Source organism: Spirosoma flavus (assembly GCF_054778555.1).
This window is the reverse complement of sequence record NZ_BAAGZL010000004.1, coordinates 357231-383747: the sequence shown is the minus strand read 5'-3', so window position 1 is coordinate 383747 and position 26517 is coordinate 357231. Positions and strand designations below refer to the sequence as shown.

General features: G+C 46.9%; 24 protein-coding genes and 1 pseudogene. 13 read left to right on the top strand and 12 right to left on the bottom strand.

The genetic code is table 11. The annotated features are described in order from the left end of the window. Positions 1 to 56: 56 nt before the first annotated feature. Positions 57 to 467 carry a lipocalin-like domain-containing protein gene (locus ACYVF1_RS21960; protein ID WP_461082877.1) on the bottom strand — a complete coding sequence of 137 codons (411 nt, stop codon included), beginning with the start codon at positions 465 to 467 and terminating at the stop codon, positions 57 to 59. Between the two features lie 204 nt (positions 468 to 671). Here ACYVF1_RS21960 and ACYVF1_RS21955 point away from each other — a divergent pair, with 204 nt between their 5' ends. From ACYVF1_RS21955 to ACYVF1_RS21940, 4 genes are all read left to right on the top strand, one after another. After that, the gene (locus ACYVF1_RS21955; RefSeq protein ID WP_461082875.1) at positions 672 to 2201 is read left to right on the top strand and encodes a TPM domain-containing protein; all 1530 of its coding nucleotides are present in this window, start codon (positions 672 to 674) and stop codon (positions 2199 to 2201) included. Between the two features lie 14 nt (positions 2202 to 2215). Further along, entirely contained in the window at positions 2216 to 3058 is an 843-nt protein-coding gene (locus ACYVF1_RS21950) for a DKNYY domain-containing protein (protein WP_461082873.1), read from the top strand. A 12-nt stretch (positions 3059 to 3070) separates the two neighbouring features. Further along, positions 3071 to 3709 carry a hypothetical protein gene (locus tag ACYVF1_RS21945; RefSeq protein ID WP_461082871.1) on the top strand — a complete coding sequence of 213 codons (639 nt, stop codon included), beginning with the start codon at positions 3071 to 3073 and terminating at the stop codon, positions 3707 to 3709. Between the two features lie 762 nt (positions 3710 to 4471). Further along, on the top strand, positions 4472 to 6175 hold the full coding sequence (locus ACYVF1_RS21940) for an AMP-binding protein (protein WP_461082869.1): 1704 nt from the start codon (positions 4472 to 4474) through the stop codon (positions 6173 to 6175). Positions 6176 to 6268: 93 nt separating this feature from the next. Here the strand turns inward: ACYVF1_RS21940 and ACYVF1_RS21935 are convergent, their stop codons facing one another. After that, positions 6269 to 6709: a LytR/AlgR family response regulator transcription factor gene (locus ACYVF1_RS21935; RefSeq protein ID WP_461082867.1), complete on the bottom strand. Its 441-nt coding sequence runs from the start codon at positions 6707 to 6709 to the stop codon at positions 6269 to 6271. A 255-nt stretch (positions 6710 to 6964) separates the two neighbouring features. Here ACYVF1_RS21935 and cysM point away from each other — a divergent pair, with 255 nt between their 5' ends. The 4 genes from cysM to ACYVF1_RS21915 all read left to right on the top strand — a co-directional run bounded on the left by cysM (position 6965) and on the right by ACYVF1_RS21915 (position 12511). Continuing rightward, positions 6965 to 7837 (top strand): cysteine synthase CysM, encoded by an 873-nt coding sequence (gene cysM, locus ACYVF1_RS21930; protein ID WP_461082865.1) that lies wholly within the window; start codon positions 6965 to 6967, stop codon positions 7835 to 7837. 84 nt (positions 7838 to 7921) lie between these two features. Then, positions 7922 to 8998, top strand: a complete 1077-nt coding sequence (locus ACYVF1_RS21925) for a quinone-dependent dihydroorotate dehydrogenase (RefSeq protein ID WP_461082863.1) — start codon at positions 7922 to 7924, stop codon at positions 8996 to 8998. 178 nt (positions 8999 to 9176) lie between these two features. Beyond that, entirely contained in the window at positions 9177 to 11756 is a 2580-nt protein-coding gene (locus tag ACYVF1_RS21920) for an FtsK/SpoIIIE family DNA translocase (protein ID WP_461082861.1), read from the top strand. A gap of 113 nt (positions 11757 to 11869) precedes the next feature. Next, on the top strand, positions 11870 to 12511 hold the full coding sequence (locus ACYVF1_RS21915; RefSeq protein ID WP_461082859.1) for a LolA family protein: 642 nt from the start codon (positions 11870 to 11872) through the stop codon (positions 12509 to 12511). An 81-nt stretch (positions 12512 to 12592) separates the two neighbouring features. On the opposite strand, the gene upp is transcribed toward ACYVF1_RS21915, so the two are convergent. Beyond that, complete coding sequence (gene upp / locus ACYVF1_RS21910) at positions 12593 to 13240, bottom strand: uracil phosphoribosyltransferase (protein ID WP_461082857.1); 648 nt, start codon at positions 13238 to 13240, stop codon at positions 12593 to 12595. A gap of 133 nt (positions 13241 to 13373) precedes the next feature. On the opposite strand from upp, the gene ACYVF1_RS21905 reads away from it, so the two are divergent. Both ACYVF1_RS21905 and lpcA read left to right on the top strand, forming a co-directional pair. After that, on the top strand, positions 13374 to 15164 hold the full coding sequence (locus tag ACYVF1_RS21905) for a hypothetical protein (protein ID WP_461082855.1): 1791 nt from the start codon (positions 13374 to 13376) through the stop codon (positions 15162 to 15164). A 95-nt stretch (positions 15165 to 15259) separates the two neighbouring features. Beyond that, positions 15260 to 15832, top strand: coding sequence for a D-sedoheptulose 7-phosphate isomerase (lpcA, locus tag ACYVF1_RS21900; RefSeq protein ID WP_461082853.1), 573 nt, complete (start codon positions 15260 to 15262; stop codon positions 15830 to 15832). 36 nt (positions 15833 to 15868) lie between these two features. Here lpcA and ACYVF1_RS21895 read toward each other — a convergent pair whose 3' ends face one another. The 4 genes from ACYVF1_RS21895 to ACYVF1_RS21880 form a co-directional block, all read right to left on the bottom strand. Beyond that, the gene (locus tag ACYVF1_RS21895; protein ID WP_461082851.1) at positions 15869 to 18211 is read right to left on the bottom strand and encodes a carbohydrate binding family 9 domain-containing protein; all 2343 of its coding nucleotides are present in this window, start codon (positions 18209 to 18211) and stop codon (positions 15869 to 15871) included. 116 nt (positions 18212 to 18327) lie between these two features. After that, positions 18328 to 19161: a TPM domain-containing protein gene (locus ACYVF1_RS21890; protein WP_461082849.1), complete on the bottom strand. Its 834-nt coding sequence runs from the start codon at positions 19159 to 19161 to the stop codon at positions 18328 to 18330. Next, positions 19139 to 19573: a TPM domain-containing protein gene (locus ACYVF1_RS21885; RefSeq protein ID WP_461082847.1), complete on the bottom strand. Its 435-nt coding sequence runs from the start codon at positions 19571 to 19573 to the stop codon at positions 19139 to 19141. Before ACYVF1_RS21885 ends, ACYVF1_RS21890 begins: the two co-directional genes overlap by 23 nt. A gap of 89 nt (positions 19574 to 19662) precedes the next feature. After that, on the bottom strand, positions 19663 to 20244 hold the full coding sequence (locus tag ACYVF1_RS21880; protein ID WP_461082845.1) for a LemA family protein: 582 nt from the start codon (positions 20242 to 20244) through the stop codon (positions 19663 to 19665). Between the two features lie 244 nt (positions 20245 to 20488). Here ACYVF1_RS21880 and ACYVF1_RS21875 point away from each other — a divergent pair, with 244 nt between their 5' ends. Continuing rightward, the gene (locus ACYVF1_RS21875) at positions 20489 to 21277 is read left to right on the top strand and encodes an SDR family oxidoreductase (RefSeq protein WP_461082843.1); all 789 of its coding nucleotides are present in this window, start codon (positions 20489 to 20491) and stop codon (positions 21275 to 21277) included. A 96-nt stretch (positions 21278 to 21373) separates the two neighbouring features. Here the strand turns inward: ACYVF1_RS21875 and ACYVF1_RS21870 are convergent, their stop codons facing one another. The 4 genes from ACYVF1_RS21870 to ACYVF1_RS21855 all read right to left on the bottom strand — a co-directional run bounded on the left by ACYVF1_RS21870 (position 21374) and on the right by ACYVF1_RS21855 (position 24146). Then, positions 21374 to 22033, bottom strand: coding sequence for a response regulator transcription factor (locus ACYVF1_RS21870; protein WP_461082841.1), 660 nt, complete (start codon positions 22031 to 22033; stop codon positions 21374 to 21376). A 49-nt stretch (positions 22034 to 22082) separates the two neighbouring features. Continuing rightward, positions 22083 to 22895 (bottom strand): sensor histidine kinase, encoded by an 813-nt coding sequence (locus ACYVF1_RS21865; protein WP_461082839.1) that lies wholly within the window; start codon positions 22893 to 22895, stop codon positions 22083 to 22085. A gap of 163 nt (positions 22896 to 23058) precedes the next feature. Continuing rightward, positions 23059 to 23724 (bottom strand): hypothetical protein, encoded by a 666-nt coding sequence (locus tag ACYVF1_RS21860; protein WP_461082837.1) that lies wholly within the window; start codon positions 23722 to 23724, stop codon positions 23059 to 23061. A gap of 8 nt (positions 23725 to 23732) precedes the next feature. Next, the gene (locus tag ACYVF1_RS21855; RefSeq protein WP_461082835.1) at positions 23733 to 24146 is read right to left on the bottom strand and encodes a hypothetical protein; all 414 of its coding nucleotides are present in this window, start codon (positions 24144 to 24146) and stop codon (positions 23733 to 23735) included. A 937-nt stretch (positions 24147 to 25083) separates the two neighbouring features. On the opposite strand from ACYVF1_RS21855, the pseudogene ACYVF1_RS21850 reads away from it, so the two are divergent. Beyond that, positions 25084 to 25272 (top strand): annotated as a pseudogene (locus ACYVF1_RS21850) (two-component regulator propeller domain-containing protein); the annotation flags it as partial. A 106-nt stretch (positions 25273 to 25378) separates the two neighbouring features. After that, entirely contained in the window at positions 25379 to 25693 is a 315-nt protein-coding gene (locus ACYVF1_RS21845) for a cupin domain-containing protein (protein ID WP_461082833.1), read from the top strand. 212 nt (positions 25694 to 25905) lie between these two features. Here ACYVF1_RS21845 and ACYVF1_RS21840 read toward each other — a convergent pair whose 3' ends face one another. After that, positions 25906 to 26310, bottom strand: coding sequence for a VOC family protein (locus ACYVF1_RS21840; protein WP_461082831.1), 405 nt, complete (start codon positions 26308 to 26310; stop codon positions 25906 to 25908). Between the last annotated feature and the right edge of the window lie 207 nt (positions 26311 to 26517).

The window sequence follows — 26517 nt, the reverse complement described above, 5'->3', positions numbered from 1 at the left end:
TAATGTTTTCCACAAAAATAAGCTGTGCTACGTATTACGTCGACGCTACGGCTGGCCTACTTCTTCTCAAATACGTAATCACCTGTATCAAAAGGATTTAACACCAACTGTTTCGCATTTACAGAAACGATTTTCATGAGCCGGCCCTGGTTGGAAGACATGCAGATTGCCCTGATACGTACCGCGTTGTCTTCGAGGGAATAATCTCCGCTGCCGCACCCTAAAAAGGCATAATCGACGGGCTTGGTATTTTCATAGTACTCATTAAAAACGCCTTGGTTGGTGAACGTGACAAAGACGCCTTTATCGGTCGGAATAATGGTTTGTGCGCAGGTTGAACCGGTTGTGGGCTGACAATAATTAATAAGTCGCCAGGTACCAACGAGCGCGTTCGCCGGATCAGTATTCTCTGGCTGCGAGCAACTCAATCCAAAAAGCATAGTGAGGAAAAAAATAACGTATTTCATAAGTTGGGGATTTGTTAAAGCAGACCCCAAAAACCGATAAGGCGTTGTAGCTGGATAATATTTAAGCGCCCACGCCTACCAAATATTAACCTGCCCCCGCCGATTTCTGCTCAAATGTACCCATCTGTCAATCTGTTTGAATCGGGATGAAATAGGGCAGCATTTTTACCATGCATTTACTGCTCACCCGTTTATTTCCTGATTATGAGCCAGAAACTTCACCATTTTTTTGTACTCTGCATGTTGGTGACTGCCTGTTTACCAGTGTATTGCCTTGCACAAGGCTACACGCCCGAAACGGTTCCTAACCCTAAACAGCAACGTAGCAGTCACTACGTTAGTAATCCTGATGCTATTTTATCGACATTGGCAGTAAGTCGAATCGATTCGATGCTGGGTGCGCTGGAAGATTCGACAACGGCGCAGGTAGCGGTGGTTTGCGTGAATTCCATTGGAGAGGTCGTGCCTAAAGATTTTGCCACTACGTTGTTCCGTAAATGGGGACTTGGGTATAAGGAGAAAAACAACGGTTTGCTGATTCTGCTGGTGAAAGATCAGCACCGGATTGAGATGGAAACGGGCTATGGGCTGGAGGGCCTTCTACCGGATGCTATCTGCAAACGGATTCAGACCCAGAACATGATTCCGCTGGCTAAAGTCGGTGATTTCGACAGAGCCATGGTGGCTGGTGTTTCGCAAGTGATACGTATACTGACGATGCCCGAAGCCCAGCGCGAGATTTATGATGACTCCAAATATATGCCGGCTCCCTATACTGGCCTGAGTGGCGGGGGCGTGATGGTACTCTGTATTTATTTCGGCATTTTTTTATGCCTTATAAAACTATTTACCGTCTGGTTCAAAAGCGCCGACGCCACAACAACGGCTATCGAGCAGGCCATTTCGAAACCCCGCTGGAAACGGAATTTATGGGGAATTTTTCTCGCTCTGGTAATGCCAATCCTTTTGGGAGCTGTATTTATCCAGCTTCGCGACAGAGGCATGATGCCCGGCTGGCAAATGTTGCTGACTCTCTATGGCTATATGTGCCTGGTTCTGTGGGAAGCCCGTTTGCGTCGACTGATCAAGTTTAACGACCTATTTGGCAAAATGACCGATCAGCAGCAATACGACCGCTGGAAACTGGCCATGTCGACTGGCTGGTTCAAGGCCATGCTTTTCCCATTACCTTTCTGGCTGATCAGGCGCGAAGATAAACAGTGGCTGGATGGTCTTCGTAATCGCCCACGTCGTTCGGCTGAAGGGTATGAACTCACGAAAGTAGCTGACTCAGATGAAACCCCTTTTCTGACTGAGTATCAGCAACTGGAGCAGGAACTTAAAACCGTTGATTACGATGTTTGGCATAACCAGACTCATAACGTAACAGCGATTATTGGCTACGAAAACCTGAAGAATTCAACGTATCATCGGTGCAAAAAATGCCACTCGAGAACTATGCATTTTACGGATACTCAGGTAGTGACAAAAGCTACCACTGAAAAAGAAGGTCGCAGCATCAAAAAGTTTGTCTGTGATGCTTGTGGACGTCATGAAGAAACCGCTCATGTTATTGCCCGACTTTCATCAGGTTCGTCATCTTCGTCCAGTTCGAGCTCGTCGTCGAGCAGCTATAGTTCGTCGAGTAGTTATTCAGGCGGTTCTTACAGCAGTTCCTCCAGCAGCTGGGGCGGGGGTAGCTCGGGCGGGGGCGGTTCGGGAAGTAGCTGGTAGTCAACACCTATCGTATGCTAATTTTATTCCAGAAGTTCGTGGCCTATTCACCTTTGGCAGCTATTGCCGCACTTTTGTTTGGTTGTAGCGAAAGCGCACGTAGTGGCTATCGCATCGAAGATGGTCAGATTGTGCTATATACAGGATTCCCGGCTAATCGTTCTGTTGTCAAAGACGCTGATGTCGCTACGTTCAAGGCCATCAATAAAGTTTACGGCAAAGACAAAAAGCAGGTTTTTTATCGTGGACAGCCCATCGCCCAGGCCGATCCCGCTACGTTCGTTTATCTGGCTGGCGACTATTCTAAAGACGAAACAAACGGCTATTTTCAGGAGCAACGTATCAGCACCGACGGCGCGCATTTTGACATTGTGCCCAACCCGGCCGAAACCCCGAGCAACGTAACGGCAGAAGGATTTGCCTACGCCCGTGATAGCCGCTACGTTTACCGGAGCACAAAAATTATATCTGGCACCGACCCTGCTACATTCAAAGTGGTGCTCATGTTTAACGGCTATTATCTTACGACCGACCGACGCTACGTATATTTTCAAGATCGCCCGATTGAAGGAGCCAATGGGCAATCGTTCCAAAAAATAACGGACTTGACCTTCACCGATGGACGTAGGGTGTGGGGGCTGGCACTGGGCAAAGACACGTACTGGAATCGGATGTCTAACGTAGATATTACGTCCCTGAAAAGTGCGGGAAATTATTACGCATCCGACAAAAATCACGTCTATCTAGGCAACGACCAACTTACTGAAGCCGACCCTGCTACGTTCGTTGAAACGGGTTATTTGGCAGGAAAAGACAAAAATGCTACGTATCAATCGCGAAATCGTTTGGCTAACTAACAGGCGTTCAGCATGAACGAATTGGTGAATACGTCCGCAGAACGTAGCAAGCTAATTATCACTCCGCGATTACTGGGGATCCTCTGGAAATGCCTTGAATGGCACGGTTTATTTATGAACAATCCAGAAGCGCCATCAGAAGCTGAATTTCTGACGTATTACGAACGGCCTGTTCAAAACCCTGTTTTTAGTTGGTACAACCAAGCGAAGCAGTTAACGTACCGGTATGACCTAAGCATAAATCAGGTGGAGGTAACGCCTTTGGTTCAGCCCGAGTCACGGTGGGAGTCGGATGCTAATCAGTATCTCTGGAAAATCCTGCCGCCCGAATGGCTGGAAGCCAACAGTAACTGGAAACCAATTTGGTTCAACGCTGCGGAACGGTGGGAAATAGCACCTATAAAATTTATACTGGAACAGGGCTTTGATGTAAATACGGTAGACGAACAAGGTAGAGCGGCCATTTACTACGTGGTTGGCCCATTCGGAGGCAGGCTTGACCTCGTGGAGTTATTAGTCGAAGCCGGTGCCGACCTGAGCTTACCGAATAACACAGTTGATATTCTCCTACAACGCAGTCAGGAAGGTCTTCTGGGACGAATCGAAATTGAAAATACATCCCTGATTACGAGCTATTTACAGAATTTATAACCAGCTGTTTTTGGCTAATTGTCAGCGATCAATTGCTTCTGAATGTCAACCTAAAATCTTGAACTTTTATTTCATCATGGCCATTGGCAGGGCGATGAATTGACCAGTACGTTGCAATTCGTGTACCGTCGGCCTGATTATTCTAGCTACTCCAGTAGTGACGACCCACGCTACTCAAAACGCGTACCGATTTGCTCGAAGTGAGTCAGCGCTGAACGACCGATACAAAGTTCTATTTACCGAAAACGTTTCACCAAAACGCCAAATCTTATTTCGGAGGTTAATTGATAAACAGTTCTGTTTATTCCAATTGCTTTCTATTAACAAAAGATTAACTATCTTGCGAATGGAATCGGCAACAATAAAAACGCCGGCCTCATCCGGACCGGCGTTTCTGGTTTCTTTCTTAACTTAAACGCTGTTAGGCGTCCGCCTAATGACATCAACAAGCAGATAGTAGTTGCATCCAGAAGGCCATTGTATGATGAACGGTTGAATACATATACAAATGGTTGGACGCGAGATGCCGGAGCCCCAGGTTCCGGCATCTTTTTTTGCCGTTCGAAAAGGTTTGGCCTGGGTCCAGATTTCGATAGAACAATTTCCATAGTTTTGTTCACGCATCAAGGATTTGTTACGTCAGAAAATGCAAATCATTTGGGAAATAACGTTTTTACTACGTTAGCCTTCTCCTTTCGTTTTGACTAAGAAACCCGTAAATTACCCTGAACAAGTGAGGTACCCTAAACCGTTGTATCGTTCATGAAAACCCAGTCGACAGTCAATACTCACCCTTGGTTTCGGTTCTATCCGAAAGAAGTACCCACCGAAATCAATCCAGATGCTTATCCATCACTGGCTGCCTTGCTGGAAGAGGGCTGCCAACGATTCGTTGATAAACCGGCTTATGCCTGTATGGGCAAGCAGATTACGTTTGGTGAACTGGAGAAACTGTCGGCTCAGTTTGCGTCGTTTTTGCAGAATGATCTGAAGCTCCAGAAAGGCGACCGGATTGCGATTCAGATGCCTAATACGTTGCAATATCCAATAGCGATGTTTGGCGCATTACGGACGGGCTTAACGGTTGTTAATACCAATCCGCTCTATACGCCACGGGAGATGCAGCATCAATACAAGGATTCGGGCGCGAAAGCCATCGTCATTCTAAGCAACTTCGCGAGCAATCTGGAGAAAATTCTCGACCGCACCGACATTAAACACGTAGTGATTACGCAACTGGGCGATATGCTGGGTTTCCCGAAGAAACTCATCGTAAACGCCGTTGTGAAGTACGTCAAGAAGCTGGTGCCTGCCTACAACCTGCCGGACGCTATTTCCTTCAGCGAAGCCCTGAGTCGTGGTAGTTCTCAGCCGTTTAAACCCGTAACCATTGCTAACAGCGACCTGGCTTTTGTTCAGTATACAGGTGGCACTACCGGCGTTTCGAAAGGAGCGATGCTGACCCACCGGAACATCATTTCCAACGTAGAGTGTCAGCATTACTGGATGATGCCCGCGCACATTCCCGATGGCGAAGGTATTATTGTAGCTGCATTACCCCTCTATCACGTTTACGCGCTTACTACCAATGCGTTAGCGTCCCTAAAAAGCGGTTCAATGAACCTGCTCATTACCAACCCACGTGACCTGAACGCGTTTATCGACGACCTGAAAAAGTATAAAATCACCGCATTTACGGGCGTCAATACGTTGTATAATGGCCTACTCAATCATCCACGTATCGGTGAAGTCGATTTCAGTCATCTGAAAGTTACATCGGCAGGGGGCATGGCCTTGCAAACTGCCGTGGCGGAGCGCTGGGCTAAATTGACAGGCAATACACCCTGCGAAGGTTACGGTCTGACTGAAACATCACCGGTGCTTTGTTCGAATCCGGTTGACGGCTCAGTGCGAGTGGGTACCATTGGTATTCCCTGGCCTAGTACGGAGATAAAAATCGTTAACGAAGACGGCACCGATGCCGCTGTCGGCGAACCTGGCGAAATCGTAGCGCGTGGCCCGCAGGTGTTTAAAGGCTACTTCAACCGGCCCGAGGAAACCGCCAAATCCATGATGGGTGAGTGGTTTAAAACGGGCGATGTCGGCGTGATGAACGAAGATGGATTCTTCAAAATCGTTGATCGTAAAAAAGACATGATTCTGGTGTCGGGTTTCAACGTGTATCCGAACGAAATCGAGGACGTAGTAGCGCAGTGCCCCGGCGTCTTGGAGGTAGCTTGTATTGGCGTTCCCGACGAAAAATCGACGGAGGTGGTGAAGATTTTTGTGGTCAAAAAAGACCCTAATATCACCGCAGATGACATTAAAGCTTACTGCCGTGAGAACCTCACTCCGTATAAAGTGCCCCGCATGATTGAATTTCGCAACGAACTACCCAAATCGAACGTCGGCAAAATACTACGTCGGCCGTTGCGGGATGAGGAAATGGAGAAGCAGAAAAAGTAAATAATTGGTTTAAACAACGTAACGCCGGTAGAAATCAGTGAGAATTAGCTCGCTCTAAATCACTGATTTCTACCGGCGTTACGTTGTATAGCATTAAGCAGCCGTTGGTGCTACGTCGAAAAGTTGTACTTCCTGCTGAAATCCTCTCACCTGTTTGATAAACCGGCTGGCTTTCCGGCGCGACACTTCTACGCGGTGCCCATTGACCAGACTCACACTCAACTGCTGATGCTCCGGGTGAATGGCTTCGAGGTAAAGCAGGTTGATAATATTTTTCTTGTGAGGTCGCGCAAAGACTTTGGGCGACAAACGACTTTCCATTTTCTTGAGCGTCAGCGAAACCATCAACTGACTACCATCTACAAAATGAAATAAGGTGTAATTACCCTCACCTTCCAGTCGTACAATCTGATGCATGGGCATTTTCTTACGGCAGCCCCAGAATGGAAGTGTTAAATCAGGCATGGCAAACTGATCGGCCAGTTGCTCTACAAGGACATAGTCTAGCGGCTTCGCTACTAACTTTTTTTTCATGATGTGGAAATTTTTGGTGCGAATAGTACGATTCAAAAACAACCTTAGCGTGAGCCGATACGTTGTTCGAGAATCTTGATAGCAAGTTTACACAAAATTCATTATCAATCAATTGGCTAACAGATAAAAATATTTCGACACCAAAATCAATAGCGTAGCGGGCGAAGTACAAAGCGTATGCAGGAGAAACGTAGTGAACTAATTGAGCCGCTTTCAACTTTGAAAAAACATAAGACAAAAGCGATCCGAATTAGCATGGCAACCCTTCTTGATTTAGTCGGTAATACTCCTTTAGTTGAATTGAACCGCCTGAATCCAAATCCCAACGTAACCCTTTATGGTAAACTTGAAGGCAACAATCCCGGCGGAAGCGTAAAAGATCGTGCTGCAGCCAGTATGATTCAGGGAGCCATTGCCCGTGGTGAACTGAAGCCCGGCATGAAACTCATTGAGGCCACGAGCGGTAATACCGGAATTGCCCTCGCCATGATTGCCCGGCTCTATGACATCGACATCGAGCTGATTATGCCCGAAAACTCCACGCACGAACGTGTGCTGACGATGGAAGCGTTTGGCGCGAAGGTTATCCTGACCGAAACAATGGAAAGTGCCCGCGACTATGCCGATGAGCAAGTAAAAAAAGGGGAGTATCTGATGCTCAACCAGTTTGCAAATCCGGATAACTACCTTGCTCACTACCGAACGACAGGCCCCGAAATCTGGCGTGATACGTCTGGAACAATTACTCACTTTGTTTCGTCGATGGGTACAACGGGCACCATCATGGGCACTTCGCGCTTTTTGAAAGAGCAAAACCCAGACGTACAAATTGTAGGATGCCAACCTACTGATGGCTCGTCTATCCCCGGCATTCGGAAATGGCCGGTAGAATATCTGCCAAAAATTTTTGAGCCGCAGCGTGTCGACCGGGTTATGGAAATCTCGACCGAAGATGCTACGTCCATGACGCGTAAGCTGGCGAGCGTAGAAGGCGTTTTTGCAGGTATGAGCAGTGGAGGAGCCGTGCACGCAGCCGTCGAATTGGCTAAAGAACTGGAGTCAGGTACCATTGTTTGTATCATCTGCGACCGGGGTGACCGTTACCTTTCATCGAATCTGTTTGGTTAACTGTCGCAGCCAATTGACTATGTTCTGACGAGAAATATTTCTACCGGTCGTAACTCCCGGCTGGCTGGAACGTATCTTTGCAGCATGTATAAGCGTATCATCTTGCCATTACTATTCCGTTTCGATGCGGAAACCATCCATCACACTGTCACACGATTTTTAAAATTTTTCCTGGCCCTACCCGGCCTATCTTCCCTCTTTCGAAGCTACTACGTTGTGGAAGATAAACGGCTGATACGTAACGTATTCGGCATTACGTTTCCCAATCCGGTAGGTATGGCGGCCGGCTTTGATAAAAACGCCGAACTCGTCAGTGAGCTGAGCGACCTGGGTTTTGGTTTTGTTGAGATTGGCACCGTTACGCCACGTCCGCAAGCCGGAAATCCTCGCCCGCGACTCTTCCGCTTAAAAGCTGATTTAGGGATCATCAACCGAATGGGTTTCAACAATAAAGGTGCTGGCCCAGCAGCCGAACGACTGCGTCATTTCGCTAAAAACCGAGGAAATCGGCAAGTAATTGTGGGCGGCAACATTGGCAAAAACAAGGACACACCAAACGATGAAGCAACGCAGGACTACCTGTTCAACTTTCGGGAGCTGTTCGATGCAGTTGATTATTTTGTCGTCAACGTCAGCTCGCCCAATACGCCCGGTCTGCGCGACCTACAGGAACGGGAGCCACTAACCCGTTTATTGTCGGCTATTCAGGAGGAGAACCGTCAGCAGTCGGCACGTCTGGACATTTCCACCAAACCTGTTTTGCTGAAAATCGCTCCGGATTTAACCAATGGGCAGCTCGACGACATCATTGCTATTGTGGCCGAAACGGGTATTTCGGGCGTTATTGCCACAAACACAACCATTAGTCGGGATGGATTGCAAACTCCGGCAGCTGCTGTTGAAGAGATGGGTGCAGGTGGCGTAAGCGGTCAGCCGCTACGTGAGCGGGCAACGGACGTAATTCGATACCTCCATCAGCAATCGGGCGGAAGCTTTCCCATAATTGGCGTTGGAGGCATTGCTTCGGCCGAGGATGCATTCGAGAAACTTAACGCCGGAGCCAGCCTGATTCAGGTATACACCAGCTTTATTTATGAAGGTCCCGCTTTAGCCCGACGTATCAACCGGGGTCTCTTAAAAATGCATAAGCCTGTGGCGTAAAGTAACTTTATTGACCACTGGCCAAGCTGGAACCTGGCTCATACAATTCATTACCAGCAAACAAGCCGAGATACATTTTACATTTGTAAACAAAAAGCTAGGCTTATGCACAGTTTCTTCGTAGATTTTCGTTGAAATTTTGGAAATTTACCTGCCGCTACTGTCCTGACCCATTTGTATGGCACAACCGACTACCCCTCCTCGGCAGAACACAATCCGTCGACCTGTTGAACGTACTGAACCCCGAGCTCCCCGGCCAAAGCCGTCGGCCAGCCGACCGAAGGCGCCTTCTTTTAACTGGGGTGCCGCCCTCGACCGTTGGTTCACCGACCAGCGCTCGACCCTGACCCTTGGGGTCTTGACCATGGCTGTGGCTCTCGGACTGCTATTTGCGTTTGTTTCGTACTTATTTAATGGTACTGCCGACCAGAGTGTGGTTGGGGCCGCTTTCTCGGAGCCAATAGCCGAAACCGCCCACGAAACCCGTAACTGGGCCGGCGTTGTCGGAGCATATGTAGCTCACGTATTTGTGTTTCGATGGTTTGGCATTGGCGCACTGGCTTTCCCGGTCATTGTTTTTCTGGCGGGCTATAAGCTCACCTTCCGGCGCGAATTGTTACCGCTGAGCCGTACTACTACGCTGCTTTTGTTTGTCGCCTTCTGGACTAGCCTTCTGTTGGGGTATATTGTGCTGGTAACGAATTCGGCGCAAACGTCGAGCGTATGGTGCGGAGGCTTGGGTTATGAAACCAACGTAGCACTGTATGGGCTGATTGGCTGGGGGAATCTGGCTTTTATTGGCTTTCTGCTTTTCGTATTCCTTGTTTATTTCGTGGACATACGGACGATTCAATTGCCTACTCTTTCCTTGCCATCTCGCCCTCCTCGTTCGGTACGTTCATCAGCAAATCCTTTGCAGACATACGACGAAAGCGAGTACGAGGATGAAGAAGAGTACGAGGAGCCGGTGGTCGAAGAACCACGTAATGCGCCCCGGGTCACACCAACGTACCAGGAAGAACCTTACTCAAATGAAACGGATGCATCAGACGTACACGTAGCAGAACAACCGGCTTCGATGGCGGAAAATGTGGCTAAAACGACGGGCGTTACGTTGACAATAAAAAACCGGGAAGCTGTAGCAGACGATCCGGTTGTTGACGAAGAACAAAGTGCTACGCCAGCGCCCACGTTTGAGCCGGACCCGTTCGAGGAAGATGATTTGGTGGCGCTTCACGGGCTTTATGACCCCACTCTCGAATTAGCCCAATACCAGTATCCGACAAATGAGCTGCTGACCGACTATCAGAATAACCGGAAAGCGCAGGTTTCTGACGATGAATTGACAGCGAATAAGGAACGTATCGAGAACACGCTACGTAACTTTGGTATCGAAATCGACTCCATTCAGGCATCGATCGGTCCAACTGTTACGTTGTACGAAATTGTACCGGCGAAAGGGGTACGTATTTCCAAGATCAAAAGTCTGGAAGATGACATTGCTTTGAGCCTTTCAGCGCTCGGTATTCGGATTATTGCTCCAATGCCGGGGATGGGAACCATCGGGATTGAGGTACCCAACAAAAACCGCGAAATGGTGTCGATGCGGTCGGTGATTACGAGCGATATCTTCAGCAACAGCAAATTCGACCTGCCAATAGTGTTGGGAAAAACCATTTCCAACGAGATCTACGTAGCAGACCTCGCCAAAATGCCGCACTTGCTCATGGCTGGGGCGACCGGACAAGGGAAATCGGTTGGTTTGAACGTATTGCTGACGTCGCTTATTTACAAAAAACATCCGTCGCAGCTAAAACTGGTGTTAGTTGATCCTAAAAAGGTGGAATTAACCCTGTTCAATAAGCTGGAACGTCATTTCCTGGCGAAACTGCCCGATTCGGAGGAGCCAATTATCACTGATACCAAAAAGGTGGTCAATACGTTGAATTCGCTTTGTATCGAAATGGACCGGCGTTACGATCTGCTGAAAGACGGTGGTTGCCGAAATCTGAAAGAATACAACGCGAAGTTTGTAAAACGTAAGCTAAATCCAGAAAAAGGCCATCGGTTCTTGCCCTATATCGTCCTGATTATTGACGAGTTGGCCGACCTGATGATGACCGCTGGAAAAGAAGTTGAACAACCCATCGCCCGACTAGCGCAGTTAGCCCGAGCCATTGGTATTCACCTGGTTGTGGCTACGCAGCGGCCATCTGTAAACGTTATCACCGGTTTGATCAAGGCGAATTTTCCGGCACGCCTTTCGTTTAAAGTAACGTCTAAAATCGACTCGCGAACCATTCTCGACACGGGTGGTGCCGAACAACTGGTCGGGATGGGTGATATGCTGCTTTCGTCTAACTCCGAGATTATTCGGTTGCAGTGCCCCTTTGTCGATACGAATGAAATTGAGGAAATCTGCGAATACGTAGGCAACCAGCGCGGTTATGATGATGCCTACGCGCTGCCTGAATTTGTGGGCGACGATGGTGGTCAGAGCGACGATAAAGACGTTGATCTTGGCAACCGCGACCCAATGTTCGATGAAGCCGCCCGATTGATTGTTATTCACCAGCAGGGCAGTACATCACTGATTCAGCGCAAACTCAAACTTGGCTATAACCGCGCAGGCCGTCTGGTCGACCAATTGGAAGCGGCTAGAATTGTCGGCCCGTTTGAAGGCAGCAAAGCCCGCGACGTACTGGTGCAGGATTTACAAATGCTGGAAGAAATGCTAAAACGTTTGAAAGGCGAGTAAAAGCTTTATTCTGCAACGTAACATCATTAAACTTTTCCGATCATTTTTGGTCTTTGTATAGAGATACAAAGCCAATTATTATTAACCTGAGTTGACGAGCAATTCCTATGATAATGAGAACAATAGCGTGCATAGTAAGTTTAGCGTTCTGGTTAACGCTTCCTGCTTTTGCCCAGAAAGATAAACGCGCCCAAGGCATTCTGGACGCCATGAGTAAGCAATATAAATCCCTGAAATCGTATCAGGCTTCATTCACTTACTCCAGTGCTGGAGCTGGTACGAAAGAATCGTACAAAGGAGATTTGACGGTAAAAGAAGAGAAGTTCCGGTTGTTGCTAGGTGGTCAGGAAGTGTTTACCGATGGCAAGACGATGTACACATACATCAAGGAATCGAACGAGGTAAATGTCCAGGATTTCGAAAAAGGTAGCACCAGCGAATTGAATCCGACGCAGATTTATACGATTTATAAACGAGGATTTGATTATAAGTTTCTGAAAGAACAGAAGCAGGGCAGCCGAACAGTGGAAGTTATTGAACTGACACCTAACCGGCCTAAAAGCCCAATTGCTACCATTCAGATTTCGGTCGACAAAGTTGACAAGTCCGTACGGAACTGGCTGATTATTAATAAAGATGGCAAACGTACTACGTATACCGTTACGAAGTTTACACCAAACGTCAACGTAGCAGATACGTTTTTCGTCTTCGACAAAGCCAAATACCCCGGCGTCGAAGTAGTAGATTTGAGATAGTCAATATCGGGCCGCTGGTTCGGTCGGTAGTCGATAGTCAGTGAACGCCATAGACTGGCAACTGCTGACTATCGACTTTTTTTATACCTTCTCCCCAAACGCCAAATCACCTGAATCGCCGAGACCAGGAACGATGTAGAAATGCTCGTTTAAGTGATCGTCGATAGCGCCCAGCCACAAATGGCACTGGGGAAGTCGTTGTTGAACGTACTGAACGCCTTCTGGACTGGCAATGATGGAAGCAATATGCGTTTGCGCCGGAATACCGTAACGTAGCAGGGCATGATACACTTTTTCGAGCGAACGGCCCGTAGCCAGCATTGGGTCGCATAAAATCAGCACCTTCCCGCTTAAATTAGGACTAACAATATAGTCCATCGCAATTTCGAAACTTTCGCTGTCATTAGCGGGGTAACCCCGGTAGGCCCCAGCAAAGGCATTTTCGGCCTGGTCGAAATAATTGGCAAATCCCTGATGAAACGGTAGACCCGCCCGCAAGATAGTCGCTAAAACCGGCTGCTGACGTAGTATCTGCGTTTGCGCCTTACCAAGGGGCGTTTGCACAGAGGTGGTCTGATACGATAACTTTTTTGAGATTTCATAAGCCATCAGCTCACCAAGACGTTCGAGATTCCGACGAAACCGCAACCGGTCCTGTTGAATGGAAACATCACGGAGTTCGGCGATAAACTGATTAGCCAAAGAAGACTGCTGCGCAAAAACAAACATAGCTTGTTGTAGACTTTAGCCCTAAATTAGCCGCAAGGTTGGCGTATATCCAAACCAATTCCCTAATTTAACGGCTCATACAGCCCATTGAGTTATCGAACGAAGCGCAGCGGGTTCGAGAAACGTAATGTACATGCGTAGCAACGTTTATCTTTTCTGGTTTCTTTTCCTTTCGTTATCTGCTCGGGCGCAAAGCCCATTTGTGCCGCTCAACGCTGATTATTATCATCTGATTGACCGGCTCGAAATCCACCAGAACAAGTGGGCCGATGGATTTCATAGCAGTGTAAAGCCTTATAATCGGCAAAGTATCATTCAACTGGTCGATAGCTTAACAGCGCACCCCGGCCGCGGCTTTTCGAATACCGATTATTTCAACTTCAACTATTTACGAGACGATAGTTGGGAATGGGTAACTCGCACCGATTCTATTGATCGGCTTGATCCATTTACCCGCCATCTGGCCATCCAGACATCTCCCGGCGACAGTCCCAAGCCTTTTCTAAAACATTTTTACCATAAAAAAGCGGATGCCTATAGCCTTCAGACACCCGATCTTGATTTACACGTCAATCCGGTTGTGTATGTCGGCTTTGGTGGTGAAGCGTATGTAAATCAGAATGCTACACCTTCCAGCGAACGTAGGCTTCTGTTTACCAATACCCGAGGTTTGGAAGTTCGGGGTACTATTGGCGGCAAGCTCGGGTTTTATACGTTCTTTACTGATAATCAGGCTTCCTATCCAGAATATATTCAGCGATATGGGGACATCTACAGCAGCCGTTTTAACAATGCAGAAGGCGTAGCGCCGGGCGAAAGTTTCATCAAGAAGTTCCGTACGAATGGTGTGGATTTTCTGTCGGCACGTGGTTACATTACGTTTAATGCGCTCAAAATCATAAACGTTCAGTTCGGTCACGACCGGAATTTTTTCGGGAACGGCTTCCGATCGTTGTTCTTATCCGACAACAGTCCACCGGCTTTGTTCATGAAATTTTCGACTCGATTGGGTAAACGAATTCAGTATACAAATTTGTTTTCCCAATTGCAGAATACTCAGGCTCAACCAATCGGGAAAGAAGATAAACTCATTCCGCCGAAGTTCACGGCCATGCACCACCTAAGCATCAACCTGAACGACCATATGAATCTGGGAGTGTTTGAAGCCGAAGTCTTCAGTCGCGACCGGGTTGACTTGGGCTATTTGAATCCAATTATTTTGTACCGCTACGTTGAGTCAAGTCAGGGCAGCGCCGACAATGCGTTTATTGGTATTGATTTTAAAGCCAATTTCCTGTCGCAATTTTTGGTGTATACCCAGTTTATGCTCGATGAATTCCGGCTTCGTCAATTGCTGGACGGTAAAGGTGACTGGACGAACAAATTCGCGTTTCAACTCGGGGGCAAATATATCGACGCGTTTAACGTACCAAACCTCGATTTGCAGTTGGAAATGAACCTGGCGCGTCCTTATACGTATTCGCACGAGCGGTCGGCCACGGTCAGTGCGGGGCAAACTAACTATGCTCATTATAGCCAGCCATTGGCACATCCGCTGGGGGCGAACTTCATCGAAGGGCTGGGGATAGTACGTTATCAACAGAAAAAACTTTCTGCCAACGGTATTTTCGGCGTCATGATGTATGGTGCTGATCCGGCCCCAGATCGCGATTACGGTGGTAACATCCTGAAAGATTATAATGACCGTGTTCGTAGTGAAGGTAACTTCATTGGTCAGGGACGTAAAACCGTTATCACAACGGCTGATCTACGTGCGTCTTACATGCTACGTCACAACATCTTCTTGGAAGGCCGTTATCTCTATCGGTATCAGAGTAGCCAGAACATTCAGGACAGCTATACCGACCACGTACTAAGTTTTGCGCTACGTTGGAATTTACCCTACCGGAACTTAGTGTTTTAAAGGTAGTTAGAAAATAATAAAGCTATAAAGTTATAAGGTTAAGTATCAGTGCAACTCTGCAACCCTATAACGTTACAACTCTACAACTGATCTTAATGCTCGATATCATACGTAACGAACTGACAGAAGCTCAGTCAGTTCTGGATAATTTTTTACGTAACGAAGACCATCTCCGGTCCATCGAACAGGCTGCTACGTTGATGGCCGACGCGCTTAAACAAGGCAAAAAAATTATTTCCTGCGGTAACGGTGGCTCCCACTGCGACGCCATGCATTTTGCCGAAGAACTTTCCGGACGTTATCGCGACAATCGCCGTTCGTTGGCCGCTATCGCCATTTCAGATGTTAGTCATTTATCGTGCGTAGGTAATGATTACGGGTATGAGTTCGTCTTTTCGCGATTCGTCGAAGGATTAGGCAACGAGGGCGACGTATTACTGGGATTAAGTACCAGCGGCAATTCAGGCAACGTACTACGTGCCGTTGAAGCCGCCCGCGAAAAAGGGATGAAAGTCATTTTACTGACGGGCAAAGATGGCGGTAAACTGGCCGGCAAAGCTGACGTAGAGATTCGCGTACCCCACTTTGGTTACGCCGATCGCATTCAGGAAATTCACATCAAGGTGATTCACCTGTTTATTCTGCTGATTGAAAAGCAGGTTATCTAATTTTACTGGACATACGCTGGGTTAGGGGCGGTAAAATCAGAACTGTTTCAGATAAGAAAGCTTCCCAATAATGTGCTGCTCCTGCTGGCGGTCAATGACTCGTAACGCCCCCGGATACGAACCGTTATTGTAGACAATATAAAGAAACGAAAGCGGCTGAAACTCCCACGACAGGCGAATATTCCATACGTTTTTATCCGTATACGTATTACGCTGGAAAAAACTAATGAGTTGCAACCGCGGATTGACAGCCATGCGGCTTTCTACGCTGTATAAAGCGATGTTTCCGGTATAGCCACCTACATTCCGAAATCCATTGGATTCGCCAGTAATGGTGAATGAGGCATGGGGCAATGGCGCGAGTATGACTGAAGCCCGGCCATAGTTCAGGTAACCGTCATAGTAAGGCCCAGTCTCCAGATTTGTTTGCAAAGAAATCTTTTTAGACGGATCCGTGCTGAACATGGCAACGTAACGTGTATAACGATATTTGCCAGAAGGTATCTTTAAGCTAAGTGGGCGATAGTCTTCGTCGTCCAGACGCTGAAAAAAAACGTTGGTGAATAAACCCAGATAGCCGCCGTTCTGAAACGTGAGCCAGATTGGGTTGAAGCTGTACTGCGCTTCCTGCAAATAACCGGTTGAGGCTTTGTGGTAAAATTCGGCGAAAGCGCCTGGCTCAAAATTACGTATCCATTTAGGCAACCAATTTGCCCGGTACACCAGGTACGCTCCCGGCGTAGTGGCCACTACGTCGCTACGTGACACAAAGCCCATTTCGGCATTAAACTGTCTGGTTACGATAGAGTTAGTAAGCCACGCCACCAGCTGATTGCTTTTGTACAGGAATCTGCTGAAACCTGCCATACCTTGTCCCAGGCCCCCCGAATTAAGCGAGCCAATCAGCATAGCGTTGTAGGAGGTAGCCTGATTCAGCCGAAAAAAACCATCGATGGCAAACGTACCATTGCGATAACCAGCGTTGGTAGGGGTTTCATGGACGTTTTTCATCGTGAACAAAGCCCCAATTCGGTTCTGTTTACCAACATTTTCAACGTAGCGCGCCACAATAAAATCAGTAGTGGGACTGCTTGAAAACTCACGCTGGCGAATGACCATACCGCCGTAATTCCGATTGAGCGAACGATAGACTAACCGCGCCCCAGCGTCAATTGGTACCGGAGCGCTGGTGCCATCGGCTAACGTAGCGAGTCCAATGGTCCGGCTGAAAAACGGTTGAATAACCATACTACCCCCTTCACCCGTACCCAGATTTCCGGGCAAACCGGCGCTGAACAAACTGGCATTTTCGAGAAAAAAAGCCCTCCGTTCTGGAAAAAGCACGGAAAACCGCGTCAGGTTATTGACTTGACGATCAACGTCGGCCTGGGCAAAATCGGTGTTGAACGTTAGGTCGAGAACAGTATTAGGGTTGATCGCCCATTTGAGATCACCGCCAAATTTTAGTTTAGTACTGGGCGCCCGGGTAGCTTCGGAACCACTGTAACGATCGTCGCTGAGTAATACGTAGGGCTGAATTCGGATGTTAGGCGAAGGCGGTGGAGGCTTCAGGCCTGAAATCTGTCCGGCATACTCAATCCGGCTCGCCGTGAACGCCCTGGGAAAGGGCGACCATGCCGACAGTTCGTTAGAATAGCGCCGATTTCGAAAAAAATTAATCCCCCAAACCTGGGTTGAATCGGCGCTACGTGCATAACGTAACGTTTGCCATGGAATCTGCATTTCGGCCACCCAACCCGAATCAGTGCGCGTGGTTCGTACTTTCCAGAGGCCATCCCAGTCTTCGTCATACAGTAAATCATCGAACGAAAGCAGGTCACGTTGTGTGCTGTATGGATTGGTGGCGAAGGTCATTCCGTTCCGACGATCATTAAATCCATCGATTACTACACCAAACTGATCGTGGGCTCTGAAATTAAAATCCCGTTTGAAATTTGGAGTACGTAGTGATCGTCGGCCAAGCGAATCGTGGTTGACAGCTGCTACGTAGAGAAAATGCCGGTTATACAGCACCCGAACTTCGGTACCAAACGTAGCAGATCGACCCTGCTGTGGATCAACCTGGGTGAAGCCACCAACGGGAGTTGCCAGCTGCCACTCAGCCTCGTCTAAACGACCGTCAATTTTGAGTTTTGTCGACGTAGCATATGCCTGAATCTGCTTACGTATCGTCGGCGGAGCGAAGATAATTGCCTGTCCACTAGATGGTTGACCTTTTAGAAGTGAATTAGACGTATCACGCCGGATAGCGACGCTATCGGATTGAGCCGAGTTAGGTACCGCGGGATTGGTTTGAGCAAATAAATAAAGTGGAATGCAGACAATCAGCCAGCAAGTACGAACAAAACCGGGAAACATGAATGGTGGATTTAACCCCCAAAATAGACATTCAAACCCGTTTTGAATCCTAAATTTTGTTAAACGGCCTGAAAAAGACGTTTACTGGTAGGCCACCGCAAATGCAATACTGATAATTAATAGTCTCCTCCGGCACCTCCGCCCCCGAAACTACCACCCCCGAATCCGCCACTACTCCAGCCTCCCCCGCCCGAATTGCCCCAGCCTGAGAACGTTGAAGTTGGAAAGAAAACGGGTCCCCATCCCCCACCCCGGTTGCGGTTGTTACCACCACCTCTATTTCGTCGGGAAATGATGATGATAATGATAATAAAGATAATCAGGAAGATAAAAAATGCGCCGGCGCCTTCGCCCCCACCTCCTGAATCTGGCTCGGCTTTATACTCACCTTTGGCGCGTTGAATGATTTCTGTAGTGGCTTCGTCTAAACCATCAAAATACTTTTGTTGCTTGAACGCAGGAGCCAACGTATTGCTGATGATACGTTTAGCAATAGCGTCCGGAATTGCCCCTTCCAGCCCATAACCAGTTGCTATGTAGATTTTTCGGGTTTGCGTGGCCCATGCTAATACAAGGCCGTTGTTTTTACCCTGTTGTCCAACGCCCCATTTCCGGCCAACCTGAAAGGCAAAATCACCAATCGGATAGGGTTCGGTGGTTTTAACAATAACGATGGTAATCTGCGTGGATGTCGAATCGTTGTATTCGCGTAGTTTTCGTTCCAGCCGATCCCGTTCACTACCGCTTAGTATACCCACATAATCGTTAACCAGACGTGGAGGATTGGGCCTGGCCGGAATAACTGAATCGGCCGTGCTGCCCATGTCGGTAGCGGTATCCTGCGCCCGAAGTGCCAGCGGAGTTATTGCCAGCAGCAGAAATAAACCGATACGTAACAGACTGGTAAGATATGGTATGTTCACGGCTCTACGAATCAAATGAAATGTCATCGGAAAGTTCATTGACATCATCGCTGGCGTACGGAAAATAGTGTTTTAGCTGCTCTCCGGCTCGCTCAATGCCCCGACTTAGTCCTTCGGCGTAATCGCCAGCGGCAAAATGATGACGTAGCAATTCTTTGGTGCTTTCCCAGAAATTGGCAGGTACTTTTGCATCAATCCCCTTATCACCCACAATAGCAAATTTTCGGTCTATATGCGCCAGATAAAACAGAACGCCATTCTGGTCTTTAGTCCGATGCATACCTAGCTGCGCAAACACCTCAATGGCCCGCTGCACCGGATCGGAGCTGGCGCAATGCGGCTCAACGTGCACCCGGATTTCGCCCGACGTAGCTTTTTCAGCCTGCCGGATAGCATTAATGATACGCTGCTGAGCGTCGGGAGTGAAGGGATTGGTCATAAGTTACAAGGCTGTAGCGTTATAGAGTTATAAGGTTGTAGCATTGGAACTGGCATTCTACAACTTTATAACTCTATAACCTCATAACTTTAAAACTGAACAGTTGGCGCGCTTTGGGCAGCTTGCGACGCTTCGAATAAGCCCTTACGCTGGAAGCCAAAAACACCGGCGAAGATGTTGTTTGGGAACGAACGTACCGATTGATTGTAGCTCGTTGCGACACCGTTGAAATCGTTGCGGGCAACGTTGATGCGGTTTTCGGTACCTTCAATCTGGGCTTGCAGCTCCGAAAAATTCTGGGTAGCCCGGAGCTGCGGATAATTCTCGGCTACGGCCAGCAGTCGCGACAACGTACCGCTCAACTGATCTTGAGCGGCCTGAAACTTCTGAAGGTTTTCTGGCGTCAACTGGTCTGCACTTAAGGTCACACCTGTGGCGCGGGCGCGGGCGTTTACAACGGCCTCCAGTGTACTTTTCTCAAAATTAGCGGCTCCTTTAACCGTATTAACCAGATTAGGAATCAGATCGGCCCGGCGCTGATACTGCGTTTGAACGTTGGCCCAGGCATTTTGTACTTTCGTATCTTTCTCTACTAGGCCATTATAAGAGCTACAGCCATACATGCCCAGTATAAGGGCGACAACGACTACGATAATTAGCGACTTTGACATGGTTTGTGAATGCAAAAGGTTATTACTGGATTCAAAGTTGACAAAACTCGATAATTTGCCATCACAAAACTACGCTAGCGGCTTTTTTCTCATTTTTGCCGGGGGTTTGTTTTGATGACTGGTAGCTATCAATGCTTCTCAACGCGAATCAAGCTCATATAATACTATCTAACTGGCAATTGTGTTTGGCTCAAGCCACTACGTTCAATCGTTTCAGTATAATTCAGACCTATCAAATACAACTATGAATCTTGATTTAACTGGAAAAACGGCCCTTGTATGCGGCTGTACGCAGGGTATCGGTCGGGCGTCGGCTATCGAGCTGGCTTTGTTTGGCGCGAACGTAGTGCTCATGGCACGAAATGAAGAAAGTCTCCAACAAACGCTGGCCCAACTCGATACGTCGAAAAGGCAGCAGCATCGCTACGTTATTGCCGATTTTGGGCAGGCAGGTGTTGTTTCTGAAGCGATTACTCACCACTTACAGCAATTTCCTGACGTCCATATTCTGGTGAACAATACCGGCGGCCCTCCGGGTGGCCCATTGTTCGATGCAAAACCGGAAGAGTTTGTGCAGGCGTTTCATAATCATCTGCTCAACAACCAGATTCTGGTTCAGGCTGTAGTTCCGTCGATGAAGCAGGCAGGTTATGGACGTATCGTCAATATTATTTCGACCTCGGTCAAGCAACCGATTGTTGGTCTGGGCGTATCGAATACTATTCGCGGGGCCGTAGCTCAGTGGGCCAAAACCCTGTCGCTGGAGATTGCGCACTGGGGCATTACAATCAACAACGTATTACCCGGATACACAAAAACCGCTCGTTTAGAATCGACGCTACGTATGCGCGCTAAATCAGCAGACAAAACAGAAGAAGAAATTGCGCAACAACTGGAACGTGAAATTCCAATCGGTCGATTCGCTACGTCGGAGGAAGTAGCCGCTGCCGTAGCGTTTTTGTGTACGCCCGCGGCCTCTTCCATCAACGGCATTAACCTGCCTGTGGATGGAGGGAAGACGGGAAGCCTTTAGGAAGTTATAGGGTTGTAAGGCTATAAAGTTGGCTGGCGCGAAAGCAATTCACGCGCTAGCCAACTTTATAACCTTACAACCCTATAACTCTATAACTCAAACTAGATTATTCTTAAAGGCATACGCCACCATACCAGCGGTGTTTTTGGTGCCGGTTTTTTCGAGGATTCGGAGTCGGTGGCCTTCGACAGTGCGGGGGCTCAGGAAGATTTTTTCACTGATTTCAACGGTCGATAACCCTTCGCAGATGAGCGTCAACACTTCTTTTTCGCGCTCCGACAGTAAAATTTTGCTGTTATAAAAGCCGTTGGCCGGTTTAGTAGCGTTCGGCTTGTTCGTCATTTTGCGAAGCATGGCTTTCGAGACAAACTCGTTCAGATAAACGCCTTCATCCATCACTTTACGAATTGCCTTTTCAACTTCACCCGCTTCGGCATCTTTCAATAAATATCCACTTACGCCCTTCTCGAGCAGATGCAGCACCATACGATCTTCATCGTGCATCGTTAACACCACAATTTTAATCAACGGGTAATTGTCGCGAAGATGGTCGGCGGTGGTGGTTCCATCCATGACGGGCATTTGCAGATCAAGCAGTACTACGTCGGGCGTTTTCCGGGGAATTCGGTCGAGTAGCTCCTGGCCGTTGCCTGCTTCCAGAACCAGCTCGAAATCCGAAATCTGGCCGAGAATGGTGGCCATTCCTAAGCGGAACAGATTGTGGTCATCGCAGAGGGCCAGTTTAATTTTACGCATGGAGATGATAGGATTAGGCTTCACGTTTAACAGTCGGATAAAGAACAAATTAACGTAATAATTCAACAGGCTGGGCATCAAATTGCTTAACCTGTATATGGATTCGTGATCCACGGCCCGGCACTACGTCGAACGTAGCATGGCCATCCACAACACTCAGGCGACTTTCAATATTACGTAGCCCCAAACCTCTCTGGCGATTTTCCATAATCGCGTCGAAGTCGAAGCCAATACCATCATCAATAACCGACATACGAATCTCGCTTCCCAGATTAAATAGCTGAATAACAATATGGCGGGCGCGGGCGTGCCGGATGGCATTATTGAGCAATTCCTGGGCAATTCGGTACAGCATCAAATCGAGCGCAGGCGTGAGTTGCGGCACAAATTCAGGGCAATCCAATTGAACCTCCGTGTCGGCGTCCGTAGCTTTTTCGGCCAATTCTTCAAGAGCTGGCAGCAGGCCGAATCGCTCCAACGTAGTAGGAACCAGATTCCGACTGATTCGACGGACGTTAGTCATTGTTTCATCGATCATGGAACGGGTTTTCTGAAATTCGAATCCCATTGTCACTTCGCCACCTACCTGCCGCTCCAGGTGATTCAGGCTCATTTTCGTCACCGACAACATTGTTCCAATACCATCATGAAGATCTTCGGCTAGTCGCCGTCGTTCTTCCTCCTGCCCCCTAAGGGTAGCTTCCATCAAATCGCGCCGGTGCTTGGCCTGAAGTTCTGTAAAAGCCAGTTGCTGTTTCGTCTGTTTTTGCTGGTAATAGGCCACGAATACAATGATGAACACTGCCATCATCAATAACACGGCCGTTCCTACGGCAATTATAAAACCAGTATCAACAGACATTTAATAGTGTTTTCAACATGATGTGTATAGTAAAATTGACAAATCATGCATTGAATGTCAACGATTTACTCTATGATTGAGTGAGCGGTCAAAAAGATATATTTACTTCGGATAAAACAGGCTTATTAGGCAGTAATTAATTGATCAGGTGAACAGATATGAATTAAGCCAGGTTTTCTCTATCGTATTTACTTAACCAAAGCCCGTAAGCCGCTAACAGGCAAAAAATAATGTATATAATTTCTTGTAGACCCCAGTAAAAATTAAATGTTTCATCAGAGGTATTTTTATCAAAAAGATATTTCCCTGATAAGAATACGAAAAAAGTACCTGTTGCATAAATTAAAAAACCAGCACTTATCCAAAATAAATTGTGCCGCATAATATTTTGGATAACAGCTTCATTCAACACATGACTCAAATAAATTAGAACTATTACTAAAATAAATAATCGGGCTATCGAAAGATTTCCCGCCGACAATTCCTGACTTGAATAGAAAAATGTATTGATAATCAGCGTTAAAACACTTGCAATTAAAATAAATAAGGCTCTCTTTGGTAAATTTAACGCATAAATAACGGCAACTATTCCTATCTCAAAAAAGGATTGTAAATTATAAAGATAAAGGTTGCTCTTTATATTTAAACTGTATACTAAAGCAATACAATCTTTAATGAAAAGAGTAAAAAAAAAGATCACTACCCATTTCATAGCTAATGTCAAGCGTTTACTATAACACAGGCCGACAAGGATGGGTAGTAACCCTAAAATTTGAGAAATAAAATCTAAAGGATAAAGTAGAAATAGCCTTTTAAATTCCTCCCACATAATAGCGTTTATTCTCCGCAATGTCGCGGACATACTGGTCCATCTGCCAATACCATTGTTTCGCCTTCGCCATCATCATCTTTCAGTCCCCCGGAAGCGGCATTGGCCGGTAAATCTCTCCCTCTCGAATCGACGCTCGTAATCAGAATGCGGGGTTTAAATTTACCTTCCGTTGGAGATACTTCGCGGCCGTTTTCATCTTCCCAGCGATTGGCGTAATGAATACGTAATCCAACGCACCCTTTTTGATTGAGCAACTGCTTGATATTATCTAAACCAAAAAATTCTGAGCGGGTTACCTCTTCTTGTTTTAGCCCACCTGCTAATCTGGCATTATAATACGTATCTTTTTGCGCCTGAGCCTTACGTACACTGATAAACTCACCAGCATTTTCATTAAAAACCGGGTTCTTTATAGTCATAATATATAAAATGGTAGTGATTAATGAACGTAATGTGAATAATAGAAGCAGAAAGCACCTCTAACCTACGACAACTGTAGAACTGACGCAAACTTGAAAGAAAATAGCGCCACAGTTTAATGTACTTGTAATCAACCAATTAAGTCAAACAATATACTTTTCAATGCGTAGTTTTACGTAGTGAATTACGTGCTTTTGCCCGTACGATTCCACTATGAAAAAAGGGGATTTTGCTCTTTCACCAAAGCTTGTTTCCAATCTACCTTTGTTACGTCGCCACTAAGTAATTTTGAGGGATACTTATTGGCAAAAACATTTCTCATAGGTCAGGTTTCAAAATCGCTGTTAATCAACTGAATAACAGCGATTTTTATTATTACACCAGTGCTTGCTACGAGGTAATGATAGTAATCTTACATAGTTCCGCATCAGTCCTTTGCTCACTTCTCAATCACGTCTGGTCCTCAAGTTCGCCATTTAGCTTCTAGGCTCTGCTCTAACAGAATAACTATCTGTTCATCAATATAATAATCCTACGGGGAGGTAGCGGTTAATGTGCGAAATCAGGCTAGAATCGTTTCTATTCTTATACAGATGGGAATCTTTTGTTATTCTTGGTTTAGCCAGAGTCGGTTGAGTGGTTAGCCCGATCTATTTTGTTTCTAAACGTATCACAAACTTAGATTAAGCAGAATTTGTGAGATGAAGTTGGTAAGTGCCTTAATTAAGTCTGCCCATTTAATAGATGTCAAACAACATATTCGTCTTAATTGATGAAAGATCAAGGAAGCTAGGTAACTTATTTTATCCGTATATATCAATACGTTACCCATATTAGCGGTATCTTGTTATTGGGAGATAGAGTATACTTATGGCATGTGATGCCTAGTAACTAACATGAGTAAAACTGTTGTCGTTGGAGCCATTAGCCTTTTCGTCGCACCGGGAGGTGAACGCTATTTTCCAGGATAAGCAGGGCTTTATGTGGTTCGGCACCAAGTTCGGCCTTAACCGCTTCGATGGCTTAAAGTTCACTACTTATACGAAACAACGTAACGGACTCGATTTCGACGATGTACAGGCTATCGCTCAGAACGTCGAAGGCTATTTATGGCGCTTTTACCCTAATCACGCTATTACCAATCTCAATGAAGCAAACCGAAATTACGTTAGGGGGTGGCTTGGCAATCTACTTTTACCTGGATGCAGAGGATACTAATCAGCAGTTAACCATGTTTAAAGTAGTCATTCACCCCAATGCCCGGGTGCCCGCTGCTCACTATCACCAGCATTTTGACGAAACCATTTACGGTAATCCTGTCGAATTAGCGGCAGGGGATTACTATTTTATTCCCCGGGGCACACCACAGGGATTTGTTAACAAAACCCAGGAAACCGTAGAAATGCTGTGTTACGTAACCCCAGGTGTATTTGGCTCAACCTATTTTAAAGAAATTGCCGCTGTACTGAACGCAGGGGGACCACCGGATATGCAGCAACTCAAAGCGATCATATTTCGTCATGGCCTAGTGCCAGTAGCCCTCTAGCGCTAAGCTCGCCATATACAGGAAGGAATCCGACCTGCCTTTGTCCTCTGCTTCCTACAAAACAGCCAGACCGTTTCTGATCTGGCTGTTTTTGTAGGAAGCAGAGGACATATAATAAATTCTCACCAAACGCTCTATCCTATAAGACAGATGACTGGCAGCACAGTACCTGCTAAAAAATACTGAGCTACTTGATAAAGCAAGAAGTAGCCCTATCCATCAAACTTTGCCAGGGCCTCTGGGCTCACCGGCGTAAAGAAATTGACCAGATTACCATCCGGATCCCGGAAGAGCAGCGATCGGTTTCCCCAAGGCATAGTCGTTGGTTGTTGAACAACATTGTTACCAAGTAGATCCACTAACCGCTCATATTCCCGATCCACATTATCCACTCGAAACTCAATAATGGCGGAATGGTTCCTGGCAGCTTGAGCAACGCTGGCTCCTCCAAAGGGCGCTAACGTAGCGGTACTACCGATGGCTAGCGTACCGATGGCCGTCTTGAGTTCGGCGAAATCGTCTGTATACTGAGTGAGCGAGGTAGCCGTAATCTGTTGGTAGAAGGTAGTCAAGCGCTTGACATCGGCAGTAATAATCCGAACTGAGATAAGATTCATGATTGATTAGAATTAAGTGTCAACTGAGCAAAACTATACGTACCTACTGACAGCCCTATGTCAGCAGCAATCAACTCTAACTCGTCTCGTTAAACACTCCTACTTGAGACGAAGGAACGTTCATGTGTCTATTTTACTATTGGGTCGTTTCGCGAGACGATAAAATAGATGAGTGCATTCTATTCGAGATACATTACTTACAAATTA

Bases quoted from the DNA above. Each gene is read 5' to 3' on its own strand.
- ACYVF1_RS21960 (WP_461082877.1), bottom strand. From the start codon at position 467: ATGAAATACGTTATTTTTTTCCTCACTATGCTTTTTGGATTGAGTTGC.
- ACYVF1_RS21955 (WP_461082875.1), top strand. From the start codon at position 672: ATGAGCCAGAAACTTCACCATTTTTTTGTACTCTGCATGTTGGTGACT.
- ACYVF1_RS21950 (WP_461082873.1), top strand. From the start codon at position 2,216: ATGCTAATTTTATTCCAGAAGTTCGTGGCCTATTCACCTTTGGCAGCT.
- ACYVF1_RS21945 (WP_461082871.1), top strand. From the start codon at position 3,071: ATGAACGAATTGGTGAATACGTCCGCAGAACGTAGCAAGCTAATTATC.
- ACYVF1_RS21940 (WP_461082869.1), top strand. From the start codon at position 4,472: ATGAAAACCCAGTCGACAGTCAATACTCACCCTTGGTTTCGGTTCTAT.
- ACYVF1_RS21935 (WP_461082867.1), bottom strand. From the start codon at position 6,709: ATGAAAAAAAAGTTAGTAGCGAAGCCGCTAGACTATGTCCTTGTAGAG.
- cysM (WP_461082865.1), top strand. From the start codon at position 6,965: ATGGCAACCCTTCTTGATTTAGTCGGTAATACTCCTTTAGTTGAATTG.
- ACYVF1_RS21925 (WP_461082863.1), top strand. From the start codon at position 7,922: ATGTATAAGCGTATCATCTTGCCATTACTATTCCGTTTCGATGCGGAA.
- ACYVF1_RS21920 (WP_461082861.1), top strand. From the start codon at position 9,177: ATGGCACAACCGACTACCCCTCCTCGGCAGAACACAATCCGTCGACCT.
- ACYVF1_RS21915 (WP_461082859.1), top strand. From the start codon at position 11,870: ATGAGAACAATAGCGTGCATAGTAAGTTTAGCGTTCTGGTTAACGCTT.
- upp (WP_461082857.1), bottom strand. From the start codon at position 13,240: ATGTTTGTTTTTGCGCAGCAGTCTTCTTTGGCTAATCAGTTTATCGCC.
- ACYVF1_RS21905 (WP_461082855.1), top strand. From the start codon at position 13,374: ATGCGTAGCAACGTTTATCTTTTCTGGTTTCTTTTCCTTTCGTTATCT.
- lpcA (WP_461082853.1), top strand. From the start codon at position 15,260: ATGCTCGATATCATACGTAACGAACTGACAGAAGCTCAGTCAGTTCTG.
- ACYVF1_RS21895 (WP_461082851.1), bottom strand. From the start codon at position 18,211: ATGTTTCCCGGTTTTGTTCGTACTTGCTGGCTGATTGTCTGCATTCCA.
- ACYVF1_RS21890 (WP_461082849.1), bottom strand. From the start codon at position 19,161: ATGACATTTCATTTGATTCGTAGAGCCGTGAACATACCATATCTTACC.
- ACYVF1_RS21885 (WP_461082847.1), bottom strand. From the start codon at position 19,573: ATGACCAATCCCTTCACTCCCGACGCTCAGCAGCGTATCATTAATGCT.
- ACYVF1_RS21880 (WP_461082845.1), bottom strand. From the start codon at position 20,244: ATGTCAAAGTCGCTAATTATCGTAGTCGTTGTCGCCCTTATACTGGGC.
- ACYVF1_RS21875 (WP_461082843.1), top strand. From the start codon at position 20,489: ATGAATCTTGATTTAACTGGAAAAACGGCCCTTGTATGCGGCTGTACG.
- ACYVF1_RS21870 (WP_461082841.1), bottom strand. From the start codon at position 22,033: ATGCGTAAAATTAAACTGGCCCTCTGCGATGACCACAATCTGTTCCGC.
- ACYVF1_RS21865 (WP_461082839.1), bottom strand. From the start codon at position 22,895: ATGTCTGTTGATACTGGTTTTATAATTGCCGTAGGAACGGCCGTGTTA.
- ACYVF1_RS21860 (WP_461082837.1), bottom strand. From the start codon at position 23,724: ATGTGGGAGGAATTTAAAAGGCTATTTCTACTTTATCCTTTAGATTTT.
- ACYVF1_RS21855 (WP_461082835.1), bottom strand. From the start codon at position 24,146: ATGACTATAAAGAACCCGGTTTTTAATGAAAATGCTGGTGAGTTTATC.
- ACYVF1_RS21845 (WP_461082833.1), top strand. From the start codon at position 25,379: ATGTTTAAAGTAGTCATTCACCCCAATGCCCGGGTGCCCGCTGCTCAC.
- ACYVF1_RS21840 (WP_461082831.1), bottom strand. From the start codon at position 26,310: ATGAATCTTATCTCAGTTCGGATTATTACTGCCGATGTCAAGCGCTTG.